Source organism: Leucobacter edaphi (assembly GCF_016522535.1).
Classification (GTDB): domain Bacteria; phylum Actinomycetota; class Actinomycetes; order Actinomycetales; family Microbacteriaceae; genus Leucobacter; species Leucobacter edaphi.
The window spans coordinates 266,597-289,940 of sequence record NZ_JAEHOI010000005.1 but is presented as its reverse complement, the minus strand read 5'-3'; the positions used below and the strand labels follow the sequence as shown (position 1 = coordinate 289,940).

General features: G+C 69.9%; 23 protein-coding genes and 1 tRNA gene. 9 read left to right on the top strand and 15 right to left on the bottom strand.

From position 1 onward, the window contains the following. The first annotated feature begins 116 nt into the window (after window positions 1-116). The gene (locus tag JD292_RS06820) at window positions 117-1,304 is read left to right on the top strand and encodes a glycosyltransferase (RefSeq protein WP_369411177.1); all 1,188 of its coding nucleotides are present in this window, start codon (window positions 117-119) and stop codon (window positions 1,302-1,304) included. An 11-nt stretch (window positions 1,305-1,315) separates the two neighbouring features. Next, window positions 1,316-2,536: a glycosyltransferase gene (locus tag JD292_RS06815; protein ID WP_200131972.1), complete on the top strand. Its 1,221-nt coding sequence runs from the start codon at window positions 1,316-1,318 to the stop codon at window positions 2,534-2,536. A 50-nt stretch (window positions 2,537-2,586) separates the two neighbouring features. Here JD292_RS06815 and JD292_RS06810 read toward each other — a convergent pair whose 3' ends face one another. Then, on the bottom strand, window positions 2,587-3,219 hold the full coding sequence (locus JD292_RS06810; protein WP_200131971.1) for a CHAP domain-containing protein: 633 nt from the start codon (window positions 3,217-3,219) through the stop codon (window positions 2,587-2,589). Between the two features lie 287 nt (window positions 3,220-3,506). On the opposite strand from JD292_RS06810, the gene JD292_RS06805 reads away from it, so the two are divergent. Then, a tRNA-Ser gene (locus JD292_RS06805) sits at window positions 3,507-3,594 on the top strand. 65 nt (window positions 3,595-3,659) lie between these two features. Here JD292_RS06805 and JD292_RS06800 read toward each other — a convergent pair. From JD292_RS06800 to upp, 6 genes are all read right to left on the bottom strand, one after another. After that, window positions 3,660-4,592, bottom strand: coding sequence for a class C sortase (locus JD292_RS06800; RefSeq protein ID WP_200131970.1), 933 nt, complete (start codon window positions 4,590-4,592; stop codon window positions 3,660-3,662). Window positions 4,593-4,654: 62 nt separating this feature from the next. After that, a complete protein-coding gene (locus JD292_RS06795) occupies window positions 4,655-5,875 on the bottom strand; it encodes a SpaH/EbpB family LPXTG-anchored major pilin (protein ID WP_200131969.1) in 1,221 nt (406 codons plus the stop codon). Continuing rightward, window positions 5,857-6,129: a hypothetical protein gene (locus JD292_RS06790; protein WP_200131968.1), complete on the bottom strand. Its 273-nt coding sequence runs from the start codon at window positions 6,127-6,129 to the stop codon at window positions 5,857-5,859. The genes JD292_RS06795 and JD292_RS06790 overlap by 19 nt, the downstream gene beginning before the upstream one ends. A gap of 78 nt (window positions 6,130-6,207) precedes the next feature. Then, window positions 6,208-8,736, bottom strand: a complete 2,529-nt coding sequence (locus JD292_RS06785; RefSeq protein ID WP_200131967.1) for an MSCRAMM family protein — start codon at window positions 8,734-8,736, stop codon at window positions 6,208-6,210. A 560-nt stretch (window positions 8,737-9,296) separates the two neighbouring features. Then, window positions 9,297-9,992 carry a winged helix-turn-helix domain-containing protein gene (locus tag JD292_RS06780; RefSeq protein ID WP_200131966.1) on the bottom strand — a complete coding sequence of 232 codons (696 nt, stop codon included), beginning with the start codon at window positions 9,990-9,992 and terminating at the stop codon, window positions 9,297-9,299. Between the two features lie 445 nt (window positions 9,993-10,437). Next, entirely contained in the window at window positions 10,438-11,076 is a 639-nt protein-coding gene (gene upp / locus JD292_RS06775) for a uracil phosphoribosyltransferase (RefSeq protein ID WP_200131965.1), read from the bottom strand. A 56-nt stretch (window positions 11,077-11,132) separates the two neighbouring features. Between upp and JD292_RS06770 the strand changes: the two genes are divergently transcribed. Beyond that, window positions 11,133-11,567 carry a nucleoside deaminase gene (locus JD292_RS06770; protein ID WP_200132031.1) on the top strand — a complete coding sequence of 145 codons (435 nt, stop codon included), beginning with the start codon at window positions 11,133-11,135 and terminating at the stop codon, window positions 11,565-11,567. A 36-nt stretch (window positions 11,568-11,603) separates the two neighbouring features. Here JD292_RS06770 and JD292_RS06765 read toward each other — a convergent pair whose 3' ends face one another. The 5 genes from JD292_RS06765 to JD292_RS06745 all read right to left on the bottom strand — a co-directional run bounded on the left by JD292_RS06765 (window position 11,604) and on the right by JD292_RS06745 (window position 16,937). Continuing rightward, on the bottom strand, window positions 11,604-12,728 hold the full coding sequence (locus tag JD292_RS06765; RefSeq protein WP_200131964.1) for an ABC transporter ATP-binding protein: 1,125 nt from the start codon (window positions 12,726-12,728) through the stop codon (window positions 11,604-11,606). Beyond that, entirely contained in the window at window positions 12,715-13,668 is a 954-nt protein-coding gene (locus JD292_RS06760) for an ABC transporter permease (protein ID WP_369411176.1), read from the bottom strand. The genes JD292_RS06765 and JD292_RS06760 overlap by 14 nt, the downstream gene beginning before the upstream one ends. Next, window positions 13,665-14,510 (bottom strand): ABC transporter permease, encoded by an 846-nt coding sequence (locus JD292_RS06755; RefSeq protein WP_200131963.1) that lies wholly within the window; start codon window positions 14,508-14,510, stop codon window positions 13,665-13,667. Before JD292_RS06755 ends, JD292_RS06760 begins: the two co-directional genes overlap by 4 nt. Before the next feature lie 57 nt (window positions 14,511-14,567). Beyond that, window positions 14,568-15,704, bottom strand: a complete 1,137-nt coding sequence (locus JD292_RS06750; protein ID WP_200131962.1) for an ABC transporter substrate-binding protein — start codon at window positions 15,702-15,704, stop codon at window positions 14,568-14,570. Window positions 15,705-15,974: 270 nt separating this feature from the next. Further along, on the bottom strand, window positions 15,975-16,937 hold the full coding sequence (locus tag JD292_RS06745; RefSeq protein ID WP_200131961.1) for a cation diffusion facilitator family transporter: 963 nt from the start codon (window positions 16,935-16,937) through the stop codon (window positions 15,975-15,977). A 231-nt stretch (window positions 16,938-17,168) separates the two neighbouring features. Between JD292_RS06745 and proC the strand changes: the two genes are divergently transcribed. Next, window positions 17,169-17,978: a pyrroline-5-carboxylate reductase gene (gene proC / locus JD292_RS06740; RefSeq protein WP_200132030.1), complete on the top strand. Its 810-nt coding sequence runs from the start codon at window positions 17,169-17,171 to the stop codon at window positions 17,976-17,978. A gap of 12 nt (window positions 17,979-17,990) precedes the next feature. On the opposite strand, the gene JD292_RS06735 is transcribed toward proC, so the two are convergent. Both JD292_RS06735 and JD292_RS06730 read right to left on the bottom strand, forming a co-directional pair. Continuing rightward, window positions 17,991-18,656 (bottom strand): potassium channel family protein, encoded by a 666-nt coding sequence (locus JD292_RS06735; RefSeq protein ID WP_200131960.1) that lies wholly within the window; start codon window positions 18,654-18,656, stop codon window positions 17,991-17,993. After that, window positions 18,649-20,019, bottom strand: a complete 1,371-nt coding sequence (locus tag JD292_RS06730; protein WP_200132029.1) for a TrkH family potassium uptake protein — start codon at window positions 20,017-20,019, stop codon at window positions 18,649-18,651. Before JD292_RS06730 ends, JD292_RS06735 begins: the two co-directional genes overlap by 8 nt. Window positions 20,020-20,259: 240 nt before the next feature. Here JD292_RS06730 and JD292_RS06725 point away from each other — a divergent pair, with 240 nt between their 5' ends. The 4 genes from JD292_RS06725 to JD292_RS06710 all read left to right on the top strand — a co-directional run bounded on the left by JD292_RS06725 (window position 20,260) and on the right by JD292_RS06710 (window position 21,700). Continuing rightward, entirely contained in the window at window positions 20,260-20,733 is a 474-nt protein-coding gene (locus JD292_RS06725) for an ArsR/SmtB family transcription factor (RefSeq protein WP_200131959.1), read from the top strand. Between the two features lie 132 nt (window positions 20,734-20,865). Next, entirely contained in the window at window positions 20,866-20,964 is a 99-nt protein-coding gene (locus JD292_RS06720) for a 30S ribosomal protein bS22 (RefSeq protein ID WP_005504750.1), read from the top strand. Between the two features lie 98 nt (window positions 20,965-21,062). Beyond that, a complete protein-coding gene (locus tag JD292_RS06715) occupies window positions 21,063-21,356 on the top strand; it encodes a glutaredoxin family protein (RefSeq protein WP_200131958.1) in 294 nt (97 codons plus the stop codon). Between the two features lie 41 nt (window positions 21,357-21,397). Next, entirely contained in the window at window positions 21,398-21,700 is a 303-nt protein-coding gene (locus tag JD292_RS06710; RefSeq protein WP_200131957.1) for a Dabb family protein, read from the top strand. A 180-nt stretch (window positions 21,701-21,880) separates the two neighbouring features. Here the strand turns inward: JD292_RS06710 and JD292_RS06705 are convergent, their stop codons facing one another. Further along, on the bottom strand, window positions 21,881-23,188 hold the full coding sequence (locus JD292_RS06705; protein WP_200131956.1) for a flavin-containing monooxygenase: 1,308 nt from the start codon (window positions 23,186-23,188) through the stop codon (window positions 21,881-21,883). Between the last annotated feature and the right edge of the window lie 156 nt (window positions 23,189-23,344).

Sequence of the window (23,344 nt, the reverse complement as noted above, 5' to 3'; positions counted from 1 at the left end):
TTCGGATGACTTCTCCACAGTTCACGGCCGTTCACCGACTTCGCAAGCGTCCTCGGCCTAAAATTAAGACGCCCCGCACACCCGCGGCCTCCCCGACCGAAGGACTCAGTACCCACGTGAGCACCACCGATCGTCCCGCTCGAATTCGCATCCTGATCGGGTGCGACACCTTTTTCCCCGACGTCAATGGTGCTGCGCGATTCGCGGAGCGCCTCGCCGCGGGCCTGGTCCGCCGCGGCGAAGACGTGCACGTGGTCGCGCCGTCGATCAGGCACAGCCGCACCGGGACCTTCGTCGAGACGATCGAGGGCGAGAAGATGACGGTGCACCGCTGGGCGAGCTGGCGCTGGTATCCGCACGACTGGCTGCGCTTCGTCCTGCCCTGGCGTGCCCGCCGCTACGCCCGCGAACTGCTCGACCGCGTGCAGCCCGATGTCATCCACATTCAGTCCCACATCGTCATCGGCCGCGCGCTCGCGATTGAAGGGGCGAAACGCGGCATCCGGATCGTGGCGACGAACCATGTCATGCCGGAGAACGTGCTCGACTTCACGCTGCTCCCCGAGAAAGCGAAGCGCGTGTTCGTGCGCTGGGGCTGGAACGCCGCCGACCGGGTGCTGAAGCTCGCTTCGGCCATCACCACGCCCACGAGGCGCGCCGCCGACTTCCTCGAGCGCAACACGCACCGCCGCGGTGTCCTCCCCGTGAGTTGCGGCCTGCGGGCCTCCGATTACACCGCGGTCGTCGGGCCGCGCACGCAGAACCGGATTGTGTTCGTGGGCCGCGTCACGCTCGAGAAGGAGATCGACGTGATCCTGCGCGCGCTCGCGCGGCTCGATCCGGCGCTCGACGTCTCGTTCACGATCGTCGGCGACGGCGATCAGCGCAAGAACCTCGAGAAACTGGCCCGTGAACTGGGAGTCTCCTCCCGCGTTGAGTTCACGGGGCGCGTCTCGGACGAGGAGCTGCGCGCGCATCTCACGGGCGCGAGCGCATTCGTGATCGCGTCGATCGCCGAACTGCAGTCCATCGCCACCATGGAGGCCATGGCCTCGGGCCTGCCGATCGTCGCGGCGGACGCGATGGCGCTCCCGCACCTCGTGCACCACGGAGAGAACGGGTTCCTGTTCCAGCCGGGGAACGACCGCGAGCTCGCGGACCGCATCCAGGACGTCCTCCGCCGCGACACCGCCGGGTACGAGAAGATGCAGCGCGCCTCGCTCGAGGCCGTGCAGGTGCACGACATCGACCGCACCCTCGACACCTTCGAGTCGCTCTACCGCGGCACCCCCGTCGAGAGCTGAGCGGCGCCCCCGTGCACATCCTCGTCGTCACCGATCAGCAAGCGGAGTCGCTCGGCGGCGTGCAGGTGGCGATCCGGCTCCAGCGGCGCTTCCTCGAACGGCTCGGCCACCGGGTCACCATCGTCGCGCCCGAGCTGCACCGGCCAGGCTATGCCACCGATTCCGCCGATCGGGAGGCCTACATCGACCTGCCGTCGCGCCCCATCACGAAGGACCGCGAGTACGGAGTGAGCTGGCCGGGCCGCCGCACGGATCGCGCCATCGCGAAGCGTCTCGCACAGTTGCCGCCCGTCGATCTGGTGCACATCCAGGGCGACTTCTGGGGAGCGCTGATCGGACTCCGCGCCGCCCGCGGGCTCGGTGTGCCCGTCGTGCACACGATGCACAACAACGTCCACGAGGGGACGCGCGCCGTCACCCGGCTCGCGCCCGCCGCCTTCGCCGGGCTCCGGGCCTGGCGACGACTCTGCCTCGGTGCCGTGCGCGGCGCGCTCCCGACCACGGCGGGCAAGCCGCGGGCCACGGGAGCCTGGCGATATCTCGCCGAGCTCGCAGCGGAGGCGGCCGTCGTCGCGGCGCCGTCGGCGCACTTCGCGGCGACACTCCGCGCGCAGGGCGTCGCGGAGCAGGTCGAGGTGTCCGCGAACGGCGTCGACGACGAGGCGATCGCGGCGACTCTTGCCCGCCAGCGGGAGCCGCGCTCCAGGCCGCGGCTCGTCTGGCTCGGGCGCATGAGCCAGGAGAAGCGCATCCTCGAGTTCATCGAGGCGATCGCGGAATCGGGCATCGACGCCGACGTCGCCCTGCACGGCGCAGGGCTGCTGCTGCCGCGGGTGGAGCGCCGCATCGCCGAGCTCGGCCTCGCGGATCGCGTGTCGATCCCCGGCCCCGTCTCCTATGAGGAAGCCCTGTTCGCCATGCGAAACGCGGACGCGCTTGTGCAGACCTCGATGGGCTTCGAAACGCAGGGGCTCACCCCGTTCGAGGCCGCGGCGCTCGGCACGCCCACGATCTTTTGCGACCCGAACATCGCCGATGACGTCGCGGTGTCGCCCGAGTGGCGCGCGGCTGACGGCAGCGTGAGCGCGCTCGCTGCTGCGCTGCGGACCGCGGTCGCCGAGCTGACCGCGAACCCGGGCCTGCACGTGGCCGAGGGGGCCGCTGAGCGCTTCCTGCAGTCCACGCGCGTGCGCGAGCTGGTCGCGCTCTACGAGCGGGCGCTCGAGAGCTGAGGAAGAGCCGGACGGAACGGTGCACGCACCCCGGGTGAGCCGCGCGGGGCTTAGAAGCGCCAGACGGCGACCTGGAAGCCCTCCGGGGGCTTCGGGGTCCAGTGCTCGTCCTTGCTGACGAGGCCCGAGCCGCCGGGGTTGTTCGACTCGATGATGGTGAAGGTGCCGTCGCCGTTGATCTTGGTGATCATGAGCGTGTGCACGCCCGTGACCCAGGAGGTCGGGGAGGCGATGTTCTCGTACTGGATGATGTCGCCGGGCTGGGCCGTTGCGAGGGTCATGCGGGTCGCGCCCTCGTAATTGGAGACGGGGTTGCCGCCGCCGCCCCAGGCGCCGCCGCCGGCGCGGATCCAGCGCTGGGCCGACATGATGCACTCGCCGGGGGCGCTCCAGCCGGTGGCGCGGCTCGTGCCGACCTCGCTCTCGGCGAGCGCGATCGACTTCTCGACGTCGAAGCCTGCGGGAATGGAGCTGCTGACCTGCTCGACGGGGAGCACCGAGTCGATCTCCTCGCCCGCGATGGCCGCGCCGGTCGTATCGAGCGACTGCGACACGGTGGAGGGCTGGACGGCCGCTGGGGCGAAGTCCTCGACGGGAGGGGCGGCCATGGCGGGTGCAGCACCCAGCGCAAACGTGACCGACGCGACTAACCCGACGATGAACGCCTTCGCGGTTCCCTGCATTCGCACTCCAAGATCGCCCAACAAGAACAGGGCCCGAACGAAATCGGGCACCAGAACAGTATGCGTTATCGTTCTGTTACTTTCAAGCCGAGGCCGTTGTTTTTGGAGGTTTCCCTGGTCCGGGCGGGGTGTCGCGGCGCGTTAATGAGTCTCCCCGGGCCCATTCACCCGGGCGCCGTGACCGAGCGCGACCCCGCACGGACCCCGGCAGCGCGCGGATGTTCGGGCCCGTTTCGGCGGATCGCCGCGAACCCGCTAGACTGGAGCGCGCTGGTTTCGACCAGTGAGGAGGATTCGCCTAGCGGCCTATGGCGCACGCCTGGAACGCGTGTTGGGTTCACGCCCTCGGGGGTTCAAATCCCCCATCCTCCGCCACGAAGGGCCCCGCAGCAGTGCGGGGCCCTTTTGCGTGTCCGCGCGAGGAAGCTCGCGGCGGCGACTCACGCGGCGGCGCGGTCCCTGGCGCCTGCCGCGCGCGGGCGCTGAAGGCCGTCGGTGGACCCGTAGGCGCCGATCGCGAGGAGCCCGGCGCCGAGGGCGACGGCCCACCACGGAAAGCGCGGGACGTCCGGCTTGTGCGACGCCGCGTCGAGCGCGTCCTGGGGCGTCGGCTCGACGCGTTCCCCCGTGACGAGGATGCGGTGCGTATTCACCCCGAGCGGTGTGCAGGTGATGAGCGTGACGAGGTCCTTGCCCCGCTTCGGGAGGAGGGTCTCCGTGTCCTCCGGCGCGACCACCTGCACCTTGGTGACGCGGTACGTGAGCACCTCGCCCGCGACGGTGAGGGTGAAGGTGTCATCCTCACCCACCTCGTCGAGGCGGGTGAACAGGGTCGCTGACGCGAGGCCCCGGTGCGCGGTGAGCACGGACCTCGTGCCCTCGCCGCCGACCGGGAGCGCGGTGCCCTCGAGGTGACCGACGCCGGCGAGCAGCGTCGCCTCTGACGTGCCGTGATAAATGGGAAGATCGAGGTCGATGCCAGGGATCTGAAGCCTGCCCATGAGGCCCTGGCTGTCGAAGCGCAGGAGATGATCGTAGTCCAGCCGGTGTCGATCATCAGGGTTTTCGGGCGTGGAACTCGGGGTGTTCTTGTGGGCGCCAACGACGGCAGTGCCGGTGATCCCCGCGTTGTACTCGTGCGCGAGGCGACGCGCCTCGAGGAGATGCGCTGGGGTCTCGGAGGACACGGCATCCGCGTAGTCGATGATGTTGCGCGACTGGTTGTACTGGCTGATCCAGGATGAGATCCCCGGGTAGAGGATCGTCACGAGCCCGGCGAGGGCGACGACGGTGATCGCGATCGTCAGCCAGCTCGGCCTCCGCAGGAGGCTGCGCCAGCGGCCGCGCGGCGGATCGCCGCCAGCCGGGCGCACCGGATCGGGGCGACGGGAAACTCGTGTCTCCCGCCGCCCCGATCCGGTATCAGTGCGACGGATCAGACCTCGGCCGCCATCTTGCGGCGTCGGACCACGACGGCCCCGACGGCGATCGCGAGCAGGCCGGCCCCGATCACCGTGAGGAGGATCGCACCAGAACCACCCGTGAGCGGGAGATTCGGGAAGATGGTGCCCTCGTCGGTGCGGTTGGCGATGCTGATCTCCACCGGGGTCGCAACGCCGCCCGTCGTGACGGTCACGGCGATGCGGTCGGTGAGCAGCGCATAGCCGCCCGGTGCCACGACCTCCTTGAGGTAGTAGACCTTGCTGCCGTTCTCGCCAACGCTCAGGCCGGGGATCACGACGCGACCGGTGTTGTCGGTCGTGAACTGCGTCTGCGCGGGCTTGGCGGCGTCAACGCGCACCGGAATCGGTGTGCCGCCGGTCTCGGCCTCGTACACCTCGAACACCGCGCCCGAGAGCGTGGCGGCGGCGTTGCCCTCAGCGTGCTTGAGGATCTGGACCGCGCCCCAGTTGGTCGTGCCCGGCGTCGTCGTCTCGAAGTCGTCGCCGTTGATGTTGACGAGCGCGTTGTTCTCGATGCTGCCGTCGCCGTCGTTCGAGACCACCTGCGTCGTGAGCGTCCAGCTCACGGACTTGCCCTGGTTCGCGGCGAGCCACGCGAGGCCCTGCGGATCGGTGAAGCTCAGGACCACCGGGTTGGAGCCTGCGGCGCTGAGCGTGTACGCGTCAGCGGGAACCGCCGCGCCGCCCACGACGGACAGCGCGTCCGAGGCCGCGGGGGCGTAGGCGAGCCTGGAATCAAGGGCATCCGTGATGGAGAATCGCGTGAAGGTGTCGCCGGGGGCGAGCGTCGGGATCTTCACCGTGACGGTCCAGGGGACGTGAGCTCCGAGTCCGAGGCCGTCCGGATTACCGGCTTCCTTCTCCACGCCCGTGACCGAGTTCTTCGGGTAGACGTGCACGTCGTTCAGCCACTTGTTCTCGAACGGCAGGGGAACGGACACGAAGAACGGTGCGGTGTGCGCCGTCACGTTCGCCGGTGCCTTGGTCTCCTCGACGAGGTACGCCCCAACGGGGAGGTTGCCGAAGGTCGCGATGCCGTTGGCCGCGGTCACCTGTACGGCCTGGTCGACCAGGGTGTAGGTGCTCGGCTGCGGGGAGACGGCGCCCGGGTCGGTGGCCGTCGTGGCGTTCGTGAACTGGAGTCGCTTGAGAATGTCCCACGACTCGCTCTTCTTCAGGTCGAGGCCCTGCACGAGCCGGACCGTGAACTCGACGTCGCCGAGGGGGCGAGGCCCGAGGTGTCGTTGCCCTGACCGTCGGGGCGGAAGGGCGTGGTGCTGCCCAGCTCCTCGAACTTGTGGACGGTGATGCTTCCGCTGGTCGCGCCCCCGGGGAAGTCGCCGGGGGCGGCCAGTGCAGGCGCGCCCAGGCCGCCGATTGCCAGCAGGGCCGTGATCGCGGCGCCGAGCGCGAGGCGCCAGGGCCGTGGGGTGTTTCGCCTTCTCATCGAGTGTTCCTTTCGGTTTTGGCTCCTGCGTGGGGAGCCCAGCTGCGGTGGTTGATAAAACTCTGTTGTGATCGGGATCTACTCCGCTTTGCGGCGGCGCATCTGCTGCCGGAGGATCGCGAGGGCTGTGAGCCCGAGGAGGAACCCGCCGCCCAGCAGGTAGGCGAGCGTCGAGGCGCCTCCGGTGAGCGGGATCGCCGGCGCGGAGATCTGGACGTTGGTGATCTGCCCCAGGGACTGGTCGATGCGTCCGGGCGCCGTGCCTCCGACGACGAAGGTGCGCGGGGTGGCATCGAGCTTGTAGCCCGGCGGGGCGATCGCCTCGGTGAGCGTGTACTGGCCCCAGCGCAGCCCGGTCAGGGCGAACTCCCCGGAGCGGGCGTCCGTGTCGCTGATGCCGGACCCGCCGCACGGTGCCCCGCTGCAGTCCTGGATCCGGAGCCCGGTGACCGGCAGCCCCGGTCCGCGGAGGTCCCAGGCAGACCCCGAGAGACGGGAACCTGATTCGTCGACCTTGGACCAGGTCACCGAGCCGGGCAGGTCCGAATTGGTCGCGGTGCAGACAGCGGTGCCGCCGAGCGGGATCGCCACTGCGCCTCCCGCGCCGATCTGCGCCGGGGCCCCGTTGATGTCACAGGCCCACGACCCGCGGTAGCCCGCGGGTCCTCCGCGCTCGGTGAGCACGTAGGTTCCGGGTCTGATCGGGACATCGGTGACCCCCGGGCTGCCGGAGACCCCCACCAGATCGTCGACGGGGCCGTCCGCGCTCAGCGTCCAGTCGGTCGGTGCGGCCGCTCCGCCGTGGGCGTTGTTCACCCGTTTCTGCAGGGTGAGCCTCGTGCCCTCGTAGGCGTTCGTGAAGGTGCACTTCGTGTTCGCCAGCTTCGAGACGCTCACGGAACCCGAGACGATTCCCTCGCGGCCCCCGCCCGTCTTGGTCCAGGTCCCCGCGGGGCTGTCGCAGCTCAGGTCCTTCCAGCGGTAGCCCGCGGGCGCGCCGGACTCCGTCAGCGCATAGCTGCCGATCGCCACCGGGACCCTGGTGGCGCCAGGCGAACCCGTCTTGCCTGACGCCCTGGACTGCGAAGACGATCCGGTGAGGGTCCAGGCGTCGGGTGTCGCGCTCCCGCCCAGGGTGTTATCGACCTGCTTCGTGAGCGTCAGATACGGGGGAATGTAGGTCACCGTGCACTCGGCGAACTCGCCAGCGTTCAGCTTCGCCCAGGTGGCGGGCGGCGGGTTCTGCTGCGGGTTAGCGAGGGTGCCGTTCCCCGTCCAGGGGATGCTGGTGGTGCTCGTGGACGAGGTCTTACTGCACACCCAGTTCGGCGTGTAGGAAGAGAGGTAGGTGTCCGAGACCGACGCGCCGCTGAAGGCGAACTGGAACCCGCCCGTCGCGGCGGGGACGCGGAGCCTGGCCGCCGCCCCGGTCAGGGCAGTCGCCCCCGTGGTCGAGGTGACCGCGTCGCTCTCCCCGAACTGGCCGTTCATCGGGGTGAGCTTCGCGCCGAAGTTCGTGCTGCTCGGAGCCCCGCTCGCGTTGACGATCCGGTCGGCGACGGCGACCTTCACCTCGGCGCCCGTCGTCATCACGCCGAACGCCACGGCCTGGGTGCCGCCCGCCCGCATCCGCTGCGTCACCGAGAAGGGCGACGTGCCCGCGGGGGAGATCTGCAGCATGGCCGAACCGTTCCTCGGCCCGGTCCCGTCTCCCGTGCAGGTCCGGGTGGGCGCGGTCGAGACGTCGCTGCCCGCCGGGAACTCGCTCGCCGGCGTCGCGGCACAGCCGTTGCTCCCGACCGCGGCCTGCTTGCGGGCGAGATCAGTGGTCGCGTTCGCCCACGCGACGGGGTCGTTCGGCAGCCAGCGGAAACCGGCCCCGCCCGCGCTCGACCAGGAGATGGACTCGCCGGCGGTCGTAACCTCGGCGTCGGCGGTGACGATCGAGTACCCCGAGGTGATCGGGGTCCCGTCCGACTTCTTGAGTTCGATGTCCGACATGGTGAGGGCGGTGGTCGTGCTGCGCCCGGTGTCGTAGCTCGTCGGCTGGAACAGGGCGGGCTGACCGGAGATCCCCGTGTAGACGTTGTTGTTGCCCATGCCGGCCCAGCCGCCCGTCGGGGTGGCCGTGGCGCGAACGGCGAGTCCGCGGCGATCCGGCGAGGCGGTGTCGATCGAGATGTTGGCCTTCGCGGTGAACCGGAGCGCGGAGGACAGCGAGAAGCTCACGGGAACGCCAGTGACGTTGCCCCAGTACGTGCCGTCGCTCGGGGCGCGGTAGATCTGGGTCGAGGTGTTGACAGCCGTGTTGAACGTCGCGAGGGAGGCTGCGCGTGCGTCATTCTCACGTGAGGCGTAGCTCTCGCCGGTGGTGTATGTCCAGCTTCCGTACTCGCCGCCCATGGCGCTCTCGAACGAGCCGGTGGTCTTGCAGTAGTAGGTCACAAATATGAAGCCGGTGCGTCGGCAGGTCGTGCTCGACGTGGCATTCGGGTCCGTGACCACGGAGTACTGGGTGGTGAAGCCCGTCATGTCGATCCAGCAGATCGATTTGGCGTAGGCGCCGCTCCCCGCGGCCGCGTAGGAGCAGCCGAGGTCGGATCGCATTTGCGCCCGCAGCGGCGCCGCCGCCGGCCGCGAGGCTGCGCGGCGCGGTCGGGAGGCTGCGCGCGGCTCCTCCGCGGTCGCCTCCGGTACGATCGCTTCGCGGTCGGCCCCGTCGGCATCGCCCGGGCGTTCCGCCCCCGCGGTTTCCTCACTTGGGCTGTGCTGGGTTTCCTGCTCGGTTGAGGGGCGCCCTGCGGTGCCTGGTACTGAGGGGCCGCCGGGGCCGCGGGGGGCTGCGGTGCCGCCGGGGGCGGAACCGGGGCGCCCGACGGCTGTTCCGGTGCTGCGGGCTGCTCGGGGGCGGGCTGGCCGGTGTTCGGCTGGCCGTCCTGGCCCTCCGGGGGCAGGGTCGTCATTGTTCGACTCCTTCAGTGGGATTCGGGAAGCTGCACCTACGACGTTACCGCAGGGCCGGTCGTTGATCATAGCCAAGACACAGGGAGCGCGCCGTCAGGGAGGCCGCGCGCTTCCCGCGGGGCAGTCCCCGCGCGGGGAGCGAGCAGTGCGGGGCGATCACCCCGGGGGATCCTCGCCGCCCGAGGCAAGCGCCCCGCCCCGCCTTAGAATACGTCCGGGCTGGGCGCCGCGCTGTGCAGGATCGACACGTCGGCGTGGCGGTCGAAGCGGTAGCCCGTGCCGCGGACCGTGCGGACGATGTCCTGGTACTGCGCGAGCTTCACGCGGAGGCGGCGGATGTGCACGTCGATCGTGCGCTCGCTCGGGGTCTCCTCCTCGGGGGCGTCGGCCCACAGCGAGGTGATGAGCTCGTCGCGGCTGATCGTGCGGCCCTCGCGGAGCACCAGGTACTGCAGCAGCTCGAACTCCCGGAAGGTCAGCGCGGCCGGCACGTTGTCGAGCAGCACCCGCTTGCGGGACAGATCGAGGATGATCCCGCTCGCGGCGCGATCCTGCTCGTCCGCTTCGTGCTGCTTCTGGCGGGCGTGCGCCGCGGGATCGCCGAGGGCGAGGCGGACCACATCGACGTCGCGGCCGCCCGTCCCCTCGGGGGCGAGGGCGACGGCGGCGTAGGTGTCCGCGTTCGGCGCAAGTTGGGCGACGAGCCGTTTGATCTGGGTCACGATCTGGCCGAGTTTCGGATCGCCGTCGGCGATCTTGTCGTCGGCGAGGCCAACGTAGAGGGCGAAGCCTCGCACTTCGGTGCCCTCGGGCACGTTGCGTTCCGGCGCGGCGTCAGCGGGAAGATTGGCCGTCAGGTCGGGGCGAGCGGTGCGGAGAGTGGTGGGCGTTGCGTTCATGATGATGGTGTCCTTTGAGCTGTCGATCCGCGTGCGGTGCGGAGAGTGACCGCGGCGTGCGGTCGGTGCAGTGTGCGCGAGTCGCCCGGATTCGGGCGGTGAGATCCTCGCTGTGCCGGGGCAGCGGTGCTGCTGTGGCGGTGCCGGAGACCGGAAGGAGCTTCGCTGGATGCAGCGGATCCTCGGTGCCGGCGTCTCCATCTGCGGCTCAGCCGCGGGAGAACGGGGGCGCGATCAGGAAATGATCACATGCACATTCGACAGCGCATGACACCTCGACCGGCCATCATCATGCCGGTCTGCCCAATGTTCACCTCGAAGGCGGACTGGGGACGAATAGTGTCATGCATGATTGACAGCCAACCACAGTTCCACAGCGGGTGTCAACCAATTTCCCGCAAACTCGGGGAGGCGAGACGGGAATCGGGGCGGAATGACCGCCGGATCAGTGATCCACGGTGCCGTACAGGCGGTCACCGGCGTCGCCGAGACCCGGGACGATGTAGGCGTTCGCGTCGAGCCCCTCGTCGATCGCCCCGAGCACGAGCGTGACCTTGCGATCGCCGGCCGCCTTGCGGATCACCTCGACGCCCTCGGGGGTGCCGAGCACGCAGATCGCGGTCACGTCGTCGGCGCCGCGAGCGAACAGGAACTCGATCGCCGCGGCGAGCGACCCGCCGGTCGCGAGCATCGGATCGAGGACGAAGCACTGCCGCCCCGCGAGCGAGTCCGGGAGCCGCTCGGCGTAGGTCGTGGGCTCGAGCGTCTGCTCGTCACGCACCATGCCGAGGAAGCCGACCTCGGCCGTGGGAACGAGCTTCACCATTCCCTCGAGCATGCCGAGGCCGGCCCGCAGGATCGGCACGATGAGGGGCAGCGGCTCGCTCAGGCGCACCCCGGTCGTGGGAGCAACCGGGGTCTGGATCTCGTGCGGCTCGACACGCACCTCGCGCGTGGCCTCATAGGCGAGGAGCGTCATGAGCTCCTCGATGAGGAGACGGAACGTCGGCTGCGGCGTTTTCGCGTCGCGGAGCACCGTCAGCTTGTGGGTGATCAGGGGATGGTCCGCAACGAAGACTCGCATGGTCCTATCCTATTCCCGTGAGCACGATCCCTCCATCGCCCGGTGACGACGCCGCGATGGCGGCCGCGCTCGACGAGGCCCGCTCGGCAGCGGCCGAGGGAGAGATCCCGGTCGGCGCGGTCGTCCTGGACCAGGACGGGAGGATCATCGGGCGCGGACGCAACGCGCGCGAGGGAATCTCCGACCCCACGGCGCACGCCGAAGTGCTCGCGATCCGCGAGGCGGCGCGGGCGCTCGGCGACCGGATTTTGGACGGCTGCACCCTCGTCGTGACGCTGGAGCCCTGCGCGATGTGCGCCGGAACGATCCTCGCGGCCCGGCTGCCGCGCGTGGTGTTCGGCGGCTGGGACGAAAAAGCCGGGGCCGTGGGGAGCGTGTACGATCTGCTCCGCGACGGCCGGCTGCCGCACCCCGTGCCCGAGGTCGTCGCCGGGGTGCGCGAGGCGGAGTGCGTTGCGCTGCTGCGCGAGTTTTTCGCCGAGCGACGCTAGCGGGTCTGCCGGGGACCGGATCTGCCGCGGACCGGCTCAGGCGCGCGGCGCGACCGTCACGGGTTCCGACGCGAACGCCACGTCGACGCGGTCGCCTGCCTCGTACGCGGTTTCGGATCCGTGCTGCACCGCGAGCTCGGCCCCGTCCGCGAACTGCACGATCGTCCGCCTGATCGGGCCGAGAAACCCGGTCGTGAGGACAACGGCTGAGGAGTCGCCGCCCGCGGCGGAGGCCGAGAGGCGCACGTGCTCGGGCCGGATGAAGGCGGTCACGGGATCGCCCGTCCGCCCGGGGGAGGCCCCGTCGGCGGGCTGGATGACCGGGAGCTGCGCCCCGCGCACCCGCACGGAGGCGCCGTCGAGCACGCCGGCGACCCGGTTCGACAGGCCGACGAAGTCCGCAACGAACGGAGAGACCGGTCGGCGGTAGAGATCCTCCGGCGTCCCGAGCTGGGCGATCCGCCCGCCCTCCATGACGGCGACGCGATCCGAGACCGCGAGCGCCTCCTCCTGATCGTGCGTGACGAACACGGTCGTGATCCCGAGCTCCGTCTGGATCGCGCGGATCTGATCGCGCAGCCGCACGCGGACCTTCGCGTCGAGCGCCGAGAGCGGCTCGTCGAGCAGCAGCGCGCGCGGCCTCGTGACGAGCGCGCGAGCGAGGGCGACGCGCTGCTGCTGGCCGCCGGAGAGCTCGTGCGGGAAGCGTTCCGCGAGGTGGGACAGCCCAACGATCTCGAGCATCTCGCCGACGCGCGTGGCTCGCTCGGCACGTGCCACGCGGCGCATTCCGAGGCCGAACTCCACGTTCCTCGCGACCGTCATGTGCGGGAACAGGGAGTACTGCTGAAACACCATGCCGATGTCGCGTCGATTCACGGGCACCTCGGTGACGTCCGAGCCGCCGATCAGCACGCGGCCGGCCGAAACGGGCTCCAGCCCCGCGATGCACCGCAGCGCCGTCGTCTTGCCGCAGCCGGACGGGCCGAGGAGGCAGACGAGCTCGCCAGGGGAAAGGTCCAGGTCGACGCCGTGCAGCACGGTCGTCGCGCCGAAGCTCTTCGTCACTCCCTCGAGCCGGACCGCAGAGCCGGAGGAGGGCCCCGTCGTGCCGGAGGGCGCGTGCGCGCGGGAAGTGGTGGTCTGCTCAGGAGTGGGCATGGGATTCCTTGGTCGTGTGGAGGGCTGCCGGCGCGGAAGCCGGTGCGGGCTTCGCGATCGTCGAGACGAACGGGCTGGGAGGGCTCGGGGGAACGGCTGCCGCGCCCGGGCCGGGCCGATCGGCGGCCCGCGGCCGTCGCCGCTTCCGGCTCCGCGGCGGGCCTCCCGTCCCACCGATCACGAGCAGCACCACGAAAGCTCCGATCAGAGCAAGCAGCGCGACCGCGACGGCCACGAACGGGTCCGACTTCGAGAGCTGCAGCAGCGCGGTCTGCAGCGTGATCCGGTTGAGCAGCGAGGACACCGTGAACTCGCCGAGCACGATCGCGATCGTGAGGAGCGAGGCCGCGAGCAGCCCGCGGCGCACGCCGGGAGCGATGACGCGGACGAGGATCGTGCCCCAGCCGGCACCGAGTGACCGGGCCGCCTCGGCCAGCACGCGCGCGTCCATTCCGGAGAGGTCGGCGACGATCGAGCGGTAGGCGAAGGGCAGCACGAGGACGCCGTAAGCGAGGCTCAGCGTCCACACCCCGGAGCTCACGTTCTGCCCGATCACCCGGTAGATCGGGGCGAATCCGACCACGAGGACGATCGCGGGGATCGCGATCGGCAGCACCGTGAGCAGGTCGAGCGCCCGCTGCAACCGCGGGAACGCGAGATGCACGAGCACGATCGTGGGGAAGAACACCGCGAGTACGATCGCGAGCGTGCACGCCGCGAGCAGGAACGAGTTGCCGATGCCGTCGAACAGCACGCCGTACGCGCGCGCCTTCGCCGGATCGAAGAGGCTCGCCCAGTGCTCCAGGCTGTAGCCGCCGTCCTTCGCGCGCATCGTGAACTCGAGCATTGCGACGAGCGGGATCAGGAAGATCGCTCCGATCACCGCGACGACGGCCTTGGCGACGCCGCGCGACGGCCGGCCGGGCACCCGCCCGCTCATCGCTGCCACCTCGCGGCGCGCGCCATCAGGCGACCGTAGCCGAGCATGACGATCGTCATCACGAGGATCATCCCCAGCGCGAGGATCCCTGCCGAACCGACGTGGCTCGCGCCCGTCTCACCGATGAGCGCGGCGCGGATCTGCAGCGGGACGATCTGAGAACCCTGGCTGATCAGGGCCGCAGCCGTCGCGTATGAGGAGAATGCGTTCGCGAAGAGCAGCAGGAGCGAGCCGAGGAACGCGGGTGTGAGGATCGGAAGGCCCACGCGGAACCAGTAGGCGGCGCCCCCGCCGCCGAGCGTGGCGACGGCCTCGGACCAGTCGGGCTTCAGCGCCTGGACCGCCGGGAGGAACGTGATCACCATGAGGGGCACCTGGAAGTAGAGATAGGGCATGATCAGGCCAGGGAGCTGATAGAGCCAGACGCCGTCGGCGTAGATGTCAGTGCCGAATCGATCACGCAGGACCACCGTGATGATGCCCTGGATGCCGATCGTCGCGATGAACGCGAACGCGAGCATGACGCCGCCGAACTGCGCGAGCACCGAGCTCGCGGAATCGACAACGCGCCGGATCGGGCCGCCCTCGGGGAGCGCGGCGAGTGCCCAGCACAGGACCGCGCCGAACAGCGCGCCGACCACGGCCGTCAGTGCACTCACCCAGACGCTCGCCCAGAACGCGGAGAGCGTGGTGGGGTCGGTGAGGACCTGCAGGCCGGCGAGCGTGAATCCCTCGGGGCCGAAGAACCCGCTGGAGACCGCGAGCACGGTCGGGACGGCGAGGAAGAGGAGGACGTATGCGGCGAACGGGGTGAGCCCGAGCGCGGGGAGGAGGCGACGCATGCGAGAGCCAGAAGCGGAGGGGCGGGGCCCGGACCTCCGGACCCCGCCCCCGACCGGCTACTTGATGGCCGTGGCCCAGCGGTCGGTGAGCAGCTTGTTGGCTGCCTCGACCTGCTTGGTGTCCGGGGTGACCCAGTCGGCGCTGCTCGTGCCGAAGGTCGCCTGCTCGAGCGCCTTCTCATCGACCGAGCCGGACTTCTTCAGCGCGTCGACGCGCACGGGCACGGCGTTCGCCTCGAGGTAGAGCTTCTGGGCGTCGTCCGAGAAGATCCACTCCTGCCACAGGCGCGCCGCGGCCGGGTGCGGGGCCGCCTTGTTGATGGCCTCGTTGTAGAACGAGACGTACGCCTTGCCCGGGAGCACCGTGGTCTTGAAGCTCGGCTTCTCCTTCGCGGCGCCCACGTTGTTGAACGACCAGTCGAACACGGCGGGCGTCTCGCCCGAGGCGATCGTGGCGGGCGTCGGGTCGACCGTCAGGAAGTTGCCCGCCTTGCTCAGCTTGCCGACGAAGTCGACGCCGGGACCGAAGTTGTCGACGCCGCCACCGTTCAGCGCGGAGATCGAGCCGACCGCGGCGAACGCTGCGCCGGCCTGGGTGGGATCGCCGTTGATCGCGATCGCGCCCTTGTACTTCGCGTCGAGCAGGTCGTCGAGCTTCGTCGGCTCGGGCAGCTTCGCCGAGTCGTAGCCGATCGACATGATGCCGGAGTAGTTGTTGACCCAGAGGCCGTCGGGGTGCTTGTTGCCCTCGGGGATCTCGTCCCACTTCTCGACCTTGTAGGGCGCGAACTTGGCGGTGTTCTCGAGCGCGACGGCGGTGCCGAGGTCGAAGACGTCGGGGGCCGTGTCCTGGCCGGCCAGGTTGTCTGCGGCCTGGATCTCCTCGGCGCTCGAGGCGTCGGGGTTCGCGGAGTTGACCTTGATGTCGTACTTCTCCTCGAAGCCGGCGATGATCTTGCCGTAGTTCGCCCAGTCCTCGGGGAGGGCGATCACGTTGAGCTGGCCCTCGGCCTGTGCCGCCTTGACGAGGCCGTCCATGCCCCCGAGATCGGCGGCGCTCTTGGCGGCCGCCGCATCGGAGGAGTTGCCGTCGCCGCCGGAGCCGCCGGCGGGGGAGCAGGCCGCGAGCGAGCCGCCGATGAGCAGAACTGCGGTGGCCAGGGTTGCGGAGCGCAGGAGAGCGCGTGAAGTCACGGGGACATCCTTCCTCGGTGTGGAGTGGCCGGGGGCGGTCATCGCGGCCCCGGTCCAAGATTCCACGCTAGGGAGACTCGATGTACAACAGATGTCTCAGAAGGGCCCTGGATGTGAACGGTCAGCGCGGTCGTGCGAAAAGCGCTGGTCGCGGGCAAACGGTGGGTGCCGATTGTCCTGACAAGTTGACGGAAGTGAGGCGAACGCGCCAGAAATACACGGGGCCCCTGGCCCCGAAAGCGGAGTGCGCGCCGCGGAGGCGCGCACCGGCTAGTCGCTCGACAGCATCACGATGGAGCTGGTCGAGGGCGTCCCCGCGTCCGGATCCAGATAGATGTCCGGCTCGATGTAGATGATCCGCGCGGCCGGAACCGCCTCGCGGATCCGGCGCTCGGCGAGGTTCACGATCACGGACACCTCGCCCATGGTCTTCGACGGCTCGACGTCGATCTTCGCGCCGACCATGAACTCGTCCGGTCCGAGATACAGGGTCTTCATGTGGATGATCCGGCCGACGTCCTTCGAAGCGAGCAGCGCCGTCTCGATCTTCGCGACATCGTCATCGCTCGCGCCCTCGCCCACGAGCAGGCTCTTCACCTCAAGCGCAACGATCACCGCGACCGCCACGAGCAGCACGCCGATCGCGATCGTCGCGATGCCGTCGTACAGGCCGTTGCCGGTGAGCGCCGTCAGGCCGACACCGAACAGGGCGATGACCAGGCCGAGCAGCGCCGCGAGATCCTCGAGCAGGACGATCGGCAGTTCGGGGGCCTTCGAGCGGCGGATGAACTGCACCCACGTCGAATTGCCCTTGTGGGGGATGCTCTCCTTGATCGCGGTGCGAAGCGAGAAGCTCTCGAGCGTGATCGCGATCACGAGCACGAGCACCGGCAGCCACCACACCTCAAGCGGGTGCGGATTCTGGAGCTTGGAGATGCCCTCGTAGACGGAGAACACGCCACCGATCGAGAACAGCACGATCGCGACGACGAAGGCGTAGACGAAGCGCACCCGGCCGTAACCGAACGGGTGCTCCTTGTCCGCCGCCTGCTTCGCGCGCTTCCCGCCGAGCAGCAGGAGCAGCTGGTTGCCGGAGTCCGCGAGGGAGTGCACGCCCTCCGCGAGCATCGAGGACGAACCCGAGAACGCCCAGGCGATGAACTTCGTGATGGCGATCCCCATGTTGGCGAGAAACGCCGCGATGATCGCCTTGTTGCCGCCTGTCGCACTCATGCCGCTCTGCCTCCTGGAGGGTGGGTGACTCCGTTTCCCGCCCAGTCTACGCGGCGAGGCAGTGCTCCCGCGGGATTCCTCGAGGGTCCTGCGCCGCGGGGCCGGACCGCGGAGACCTCCCGGCGCGGGCGACCGCTGCCTACACTGGAGAGCATGACCGCAGCGCACGAGCAGACCAGGGAAACCACCTCCGCGACCTCGAACGACACCGCAGAACTCCCGATCACGGCGATGCTCGGGGTGGGATCGATGGGCGGAGCCATTCTGGAGGGGCTGCGCAGGCCCGAGGTCAGGATCGCGCGCCCGATCCGGGTGACGACGCGCTCGGAGGAGAGCGCCCTGCGGTTCTCCGGCGCGTCGGACGTTGAGGCGATCGCTGGGGAGTCGGACCCCGAGGCGAACCGGCGCGCCGTCCGTGGCGCCGGCCTCGTGATCCTCGGGGTGAAGCCGTGGATGATCCGGGACGTCGTCGCCGAGATCGCCGCGGACCTGGAGCCCGGCGCGATCGTGGTGAGCGTCGCTGCCGGCGTCACCTGCGCGACCATCGAGGCCGAGCTTTCCGACGGCGTTTCCGTGGTCCGGGCGATGCCGAACACGCCCTCGCTCATCGGCCGAGGCGTGACGGGCATCGCGCCGGGCGCCGCCGCGAGCGCGAGCGACCTCGCGACCGTGAGCCGCCTCTTCGCGACCGTCGGCGACGTGATCGAGGTGCGCGAGGACCAGATCAACGCGATCGCCGCGATCTCCGGCTCGGGCCCCGCCTACCTCTTCCTCTACGCCGAGGAGATGACCGCGGCGGCCGAGCGGCTCGGATTCGACCCTGATCAGGCCCGCACGCTCGTGCAGGGCACGATCGCCGGCGCCGCGGAGCTCATGTTCGGCAGCGCCGACGAGCCCGCGCAGCTGCGCCGCAACGTGACGAGCCCGAAGGGCACGACTGAGCGCGCGATCGAGGTGCTGCAGGGCGCCGACTGGGGGACGCTGTTCGACCGGGCGCTCGCCGCGAACATCCGGCGCTCCGAGGAGCTCGAAGCGCAGTAGGGGCCGCGGGCGCTAGCCGATCGTGGCGAAGCGCTCCACGTCGGACGCCGTGCCCGACACGATGATGAGGTCGTGCGGCGACACCACGGTGTCCTGCGTGGCGTGTGTGAACGGCTGACCGGGGGTCTTGACGCCGACGACGGTCACGCGATATCGCGTGCGCACGCCGCTGTCGGCGAGCGAGCGGCCCCGGATCGAGCGCGGCGGGTACATCTTCGCGATGACGTAGTTGTCGTCGAACTGGATGAAGTCGAGCATGCTGCCCGAGAGCAGGTGGGCGACCCGCTCGCCGGCCTCGCGCTCCGGATAGATGACGTGGTTCACGCCGATCCGCTCGAGGATCTTGCCGTGGGACAGCGAGATCGCCTTCGCCCAGATCTGCGGGATCCCGAGATCGACGAGGTTCGCGGCGATGAGCACGCTCGACTCGATCGACGCACCCGTCGCGACGACGGCGATCTGGAACTCGTCCGCGCCGATCTGGCGCAGGGCCTCCATCGAGCGGGCGTCGGCCTGCACCGCGTGGGTCACGCGATCCGACCACTTCTGCACGAGCGCGGGATCGGTGTCGACGACGAGCACCTCGCGATCCTGCCGGTCGAGCTGGCCGGCCGTGGCGGCGCCGAAGCGGCCGAGGCCGATCACGATGACGGGGGCATCACTTCGAATATCAACCAACGATCGGCCTTTCCTCGGGGAGACGGTAGAGACGTGAGCGGCTCGTCGCGGCGACGGCGGCGGCGAGCGTGACGGTTCCGACGCGACCGGCCCACATGGTCGCGGCGAGGATGTACTTTCCTGAATCGGGGAGCTCCGCCGACAGGTTGCTCGACAGCCCACAGGTGCCGAACGCGGAGATCACCTCGAACAGCACGATGTCGAGGGGTTCCTTCGTGATGTGCAGGATCGCGACCGTCGACGCGAGCACGATCGTCGCGCCCCAGATCAGCACGGAGACGGAGACGCGGAGCACCTCGTTCGGGATGCTGCGGCCGAAGGCCTGGACGTCGCGGTAGCCGCGAGCCTCGGCGTAGGCGGCGAGGAACAGCACCGCGATCGTCGTGACCTTGATGCCGCCGGCCGTCGATGCGGAGCCGCCGCCCACGAACATGAGCATGTCCATCACGAGCAGCGTCGAGCCGTTCATGTCGGACGGATCGATGATCCCGAGCCCGCCCGATCTCGTCATGACGGACATGTAGAGCGAACTGAACAGCGTGTGCCCCGTGCCCTGCGAGCCGAGCGTCGCGGGGTTGTCCCACTCGAGCGAGGCGATCGCGAGCCACCCGAAGATCACGAAGATGAGCGTCGTCGCCAGGGTGAGCTTCGTGTGCAGCCCGATCCGCTTGTGGGCGCGGGAGCCGCCGGTCACGTAGCGGTACAGGGCGAAGATCACGGGGAAACCGATCGCGCCGAGGAACACGCCGATCCCGAGCACGGAGAGCAGATAGACGTCGGTGAGGAACGGCTCGAGCCCGCCGGGCATCGGAACGAAGCCCGTGTTCGTGAAGGCGGAGGCCGCGAGGTAGAACGCGAACCAGAGCGCGTGCCAGAAGTCGTAGCCCTCCATCATGAGGCGGGGGGTGATCATGATCGTGAGGGCGAGCTCGATGACGACGAGGCTCATCGCGACCGTGCCCAGCAGGCCGCCGATCTCGCCGAGACCGACCGCCTGGCTCTCCGACACGCCGCGCCCCATGCGCATGGGGTTGGTATCGCCAGCGGCGAGCAGGCGCTGGCGCAGCCCGAGGCGCCTCGTCACGGTCATGCCGAGGATGCTCGCGAGGGTGAGGACGCCGATGCCGCCGATCTGGATGCCCGCGAGGATCACGAGGTCGCCGAACAGCGACCAGTGCGTGGCCATGTCGACGGTCGAGAGGCCCGTGACGCAGATCGCGGAAACGGCCGTGAAGAGGGCGTCGGCGAGCGGGGTCACCTCGCCCGTGCGGCTCGAGAAGGGCGCGGCGAGGAGGGCGGTCCACAGCAGGATGAGCGCGGAGAAGACGAGGATCGCGAAGCGTGGCGGCGATGACTGGATCAGCGCACTGATCCAGGACTTCTGCGAGAACGAGGGGTTGCCTCGCCGACTCGCGGCGCGTGCCGTCACGGCTCCTTCTTTCTGGTCTCGTGTGAGCATCGGGATCGCCGACGTTCGAGCATTCATGGTACACACCGCTCCCGGTCCGGGAAACCACGCGTGCAGCTTCGGGAATCCCTGGTCACGAGGGAGGGGGGAAGCCGGGGACGACAGAGCGGCCCCGCTCCGACTACCCTGGTGGGTATGCCAGATATCTTCGGAGTCATCGCGGACGGCACGCGGCGGGACATCCTGCAAGTGCTGCTCGAGCGCCACCAGCAGAGCGCCGAGGCGAGCGTCTCCGAAATTGTGGCTGAGCTGGAGATCAGCCAGCCCACTGTGTCGAAGCACCTGAAGGTGCTCCGCGAGGCGGAACTCGTCACCGTGCGCGAGGAGGGGCAGCACCGCTTCTACTCGCTCGACCCCGAGCCGCTGGAGATGGTCGAGGACTTCGTGATCCCCTTCCTCTCCGCAGGCTTCGACACCGAGGTTACGGTCGAATACCTATCGGAACAGGGCGAACGGATTCCGGGTCCCGGGGCGGACGACCCGTTCGGCGACGAGGGCGAGGTGCTTCCCGAGGAGGCGGCCGCGGCCGCCGAACGGATCGGCCGGTCGGTGGCGATCGCCGAGAACCGCGTCAAGGAACTCGTGGCGCGTTTCAAGCTCCGCGGGTAGATCCCGCGGCCGGGGAAAAGCGCGTCGATGTGCGCCCCGAGCTGCGAGTTCGCGCTCGCGGCCGCATCGGAGTAGAATAATCGTTTTGTGGGCCACCTGTCTCGGGGCCCGAGATACGTGAAGAGGTGACCCATGGGTTCTGTTATCAAGAAGCGTCGCAAGCGCATGTCGAAGAAGAAGCACCGCAAGCTGCTGCGCAAGACGCGTCACCAGCGTCGCAACAAGAAGTAATCGGGGCGCCCTCGGGGCGCGGCCGATCGAGGCGTCGGGCCAGTGGTCCGGCGCCTTTTTCCTTCCTCAATCATCTCCCTGAGCTTCGGAGGCGGATCGTGCGCGAGGTGCGCGTCACCCTGATCGGCAAGCCCGGCTGTCATCTCTGCGATGACGCCCGCGAGACGATCGAGCTCGTCCGCGGCGAGCTCGCGGCCGCCGGGATCACCACCGAGTTCGAGGAGCTCGACATCCTGCGGGACGCGCAGCTGGCCCGCGTGCACGCGGAGCACATTCCCGTGGTGCAGATCAACGGCAAGCGCCACGCGATCTGGCGGGTCGACCCCGCCCGCTTCCGCTCGGCGCTCGAGCGCGCCGCCCGCGGCCCCTTCGGCGCGCTGCGCGGCCGCTGAACGCGAGACCGACCGCCTCTCACCCCGACTGGAGCACACCCATGACCCTGCGTCACATCGTGAACTGGAAACTCGCCGGCGACACCCGGGCCGAGCGCGACGCCCAGGCGGCCGAGATCATCGCCGCGCTCTCGCCGCTCGCCGACATCGTGCCGAGCGTGCGCGCGCTCGCCGTGCACCGCAACGAGCTCTTCGATGGCGAGAACTATGACCTCACCCTCGTAGCGGACTTCGACGACGCCGAGGGGCTCGCCGCGTACGCCACGCACCCCGACCACGTCTCCGCGGGCGCCGTGGTGAAGCGGTACGCGGTGGCGCGGGTGGCCTCCGACTTCACCGTCTGACGGGTCGCTGCGAAACACGAGCGGGGGGGGGGGGGGGGGCACCCCCCCCCCCCCCCCCCCCCGCGGGGCGTGGGGGCCGACCCCCCCCCCCCGCGGGGGTGGGGGCCCCCCCCCCCCCCGGGGGGGGGGGGCCCCCCCCCCCCCCCCCCCCCCCCCGCTCGCTCGTTTCGTCCTGGCGCGCTACGCCGTCACGGGGACCGCGGTGCGCGGCACGTAGTTCGACGGCTTGCCATCGCCCTCGTAGTCGAGGTAGCTGTGCTGGATCGCGATCTGGTCGCCCAGGAACTTCGCATCGTGCCAGACGCCCCAGATGAAGGTCGAGCCGCGCCGCGACTGCCAGGGCAGGCCGAGGAAGTAGACGCCGGGCTCCTTGGAGACGCCGCGCTGGTGGACGGGACGCCCGGCCTCGTCGAACGCGTCGACCTGCAGCCAGCCGTAGTCGCTGCGGAAGCCGGTCGCCCACACGATCGAGGTGATGCCCGCCTCGGCGAGATCGACCTCCCGGATCGGGTTCTCGGCGTCGGCGGGGAGCGGTCCGAGCTCGCGCGCCTCGGGCTCCTCGGGGAAGTCGAGGCCGTTGCGCTCGATGTACTCGTCGGCAGCGTCGAGCATCGACAGGTAGTTCTGGTCGCCGAGGCGGATGTTGTCCGCGAGGTCGCCGTTGAAGGTGAGCTTGCCGTCCACGAAGCCGGTGGCGCGGCCGACGAGGCGGATGCCGTCGTTCGCGAGGTTGCGGAAGTCGACCGTGTGCCCGCCGTTCGCGCCGCTCACCGCGATCGTGACGTGCTCGGCGCCAGCAGCGGGCGCCGAGGCCTCCCACATGCCGAGGACGCCCAGCCACCACACGAAGCTGCGGCCGCGGTAGCGCTGCGGCGGACGGTCGTGCGGGCCGACGGCGAGATAGACCTCGCGGCCGGCGGCGCGGAGCTCGGCGGCGATCTGCACGCCGGAGGAGCCGGCGCCGACGACGAGCACGCCGCCCTCGGGCAGCTGCTCCGGGTTGCGGTAGCCGCTCGAGTGCAGCTGGAAGAGGCCGCTGTCCTCGGGAACGATCGGGGGAATCGCCGGGAGCTGGAAGGCGCCGGTCGCGGCGACGACGTAGCGCGCCTGGATGGGCCCGTCGGACGTCTCTGCGATGAAGCCCGCGCCGCCCTCGCGCTTCTTCACGCTCAGCACCTCAACCCCCGTGCGGACGGGGGCGCCGAGCATCTCGACGTAGTCCTCGAAGTACTGTGCGACGCGCTCCTTCGGCGCGAACTCGTCGGCTTCGACGCCGGCGAACTCCATGCCCGGGAAGCGATCGTGCCACGCGGGTCCGTTGGCGACGAGCGAGTCCCAGCGCTCGGAGCGCCAGCGCTCGGCGATCCGGTTCCGTTCGAGGACGATGTGGGGGATTCCCTTCGCGCCCAGGTGCTCGCTCATGGCGACACCGGCCTGGCCCGCGCCGACGACGAGGACTTCGGTGACCTCGGCTTCTGTGCTCGACATGTGTTCTCTCCGCTCGAATTCACTGGTGTTCCCCGAGCGGGGCGAGGATCGGGGTATCCTCGCCCCGCCGTGGACGCGACGACGGTGTGCGTCCCGGGACGAAAACCAGCAAACCCTGGTCTGGGCGGAGAAGCCAATATCGCTTGGCGGTGCACT

Bases quoted from the DNA above. Each gene is read 5' to 3' on its own strand.
- JD292_RS06755 (WP_200131963.1), bottom strand. From the start codon at position 14,510: ATGCGTCGCCTCCTCCCCGCGCTCGGGCTCACCCCGTTCGCCGCATAC.
- upp (WP_200131965.1), bottom strand. From the start codon at position 11,076: ATGCGAGTCTTCGTTGCGGACCATCCCCTGATCACCCACAAGCTGACG.
- JD292_RS06725 (WP_200131959.1), top strand. From the start codon at position 20,260: ATGCCAGATATCTTCGGAGTCATCGCGGACGGCACGCGGCGGGACATC.
- JD292_RS06810 (WP_200131971.1), bottom strand. From the start codon at position 3,219: ATGCAGGGAACCGCGAAGGCGTTCATCGTCGGGTTAGTCGCGTCGGTC.
- JD292_RS06770 (WP_200132031.1), top strand. From the start codon at position 11,133: ATGGCGGCCGCGCTCGACGAGGCCCGCTCGGCAGCGGCCGAGGGAGAG.
- JD292_RS06785 (WP_200131967.1), bottom strand. From the start codon at position 8,736: ATGCGATCCGACCTCGGCTGCTCCTACGCGGCCGCGGGGAGCGGCGCC.
- JD292_RS06720 (WP_005504750.1), top strand. From the start codon at position 20,866: ATGGGTTCTGTTATCAAGAAGCGTCGCAAGCGCATGTCGAAGAAGAAG.
- proC (WP_200132030.1), top strand. From the start codon at position 17,169: ATGCTCGGGGTGGGATCGATGGGCGGAGCCATTCTGGAGGGGCTGCGC.
- JD292_RS06780 (WP_200131966.1), bottom strand. From the start codon at position 9,992: ATGAACGCAACGCCCACCACTCTCCGCACCGCTCGCCCCGACCTGACG.
- JD292_RS06765 (WP_200131964.1), bottom strand. From the start codon at position 12,728: ATGCCCACTCCTGAGCAGACCACCACTTCCCGCGCGCACGCGCCCTCC.
- JD292_RS06710 (WP_200131957.1), top strand. From the start codon at position 21,398: ATGACCCTGCGTCACATCGTGAACTGGAAACTCGCCGGCGACACCCGG.
- JD292_RS06760 (WP_369411176.1), bottom strand. From the start codon at position 13,668: ATGAGCGGGCGGGTGCCCGGCCGGCCGTCGCGCGGCGTCGCCAAGGCC.
- JD292_RS06790 (WP_200131968.1), bottom strand. From the start codon at position 6,129: ATGAGAAGGCGAAACACCCCACGGCCCTGGCGCCTCGCGCTCGGCGCC.
- JD292_RS06745 (WP_200131961.1), bottom strand. From the start codon at position 16,937: ATGAGTGCGACAGGCGGCAACAAGGCGATCATCGCGGCGTTTCTCGCC.
- JD292_RS06705 (WP_200131956.1), bottom strand. From the start codon at position 23,188: ATGTCGAGCACAGAAGCCGAGGTCACCGAAGTCCTCGTCGTCGGCGCG.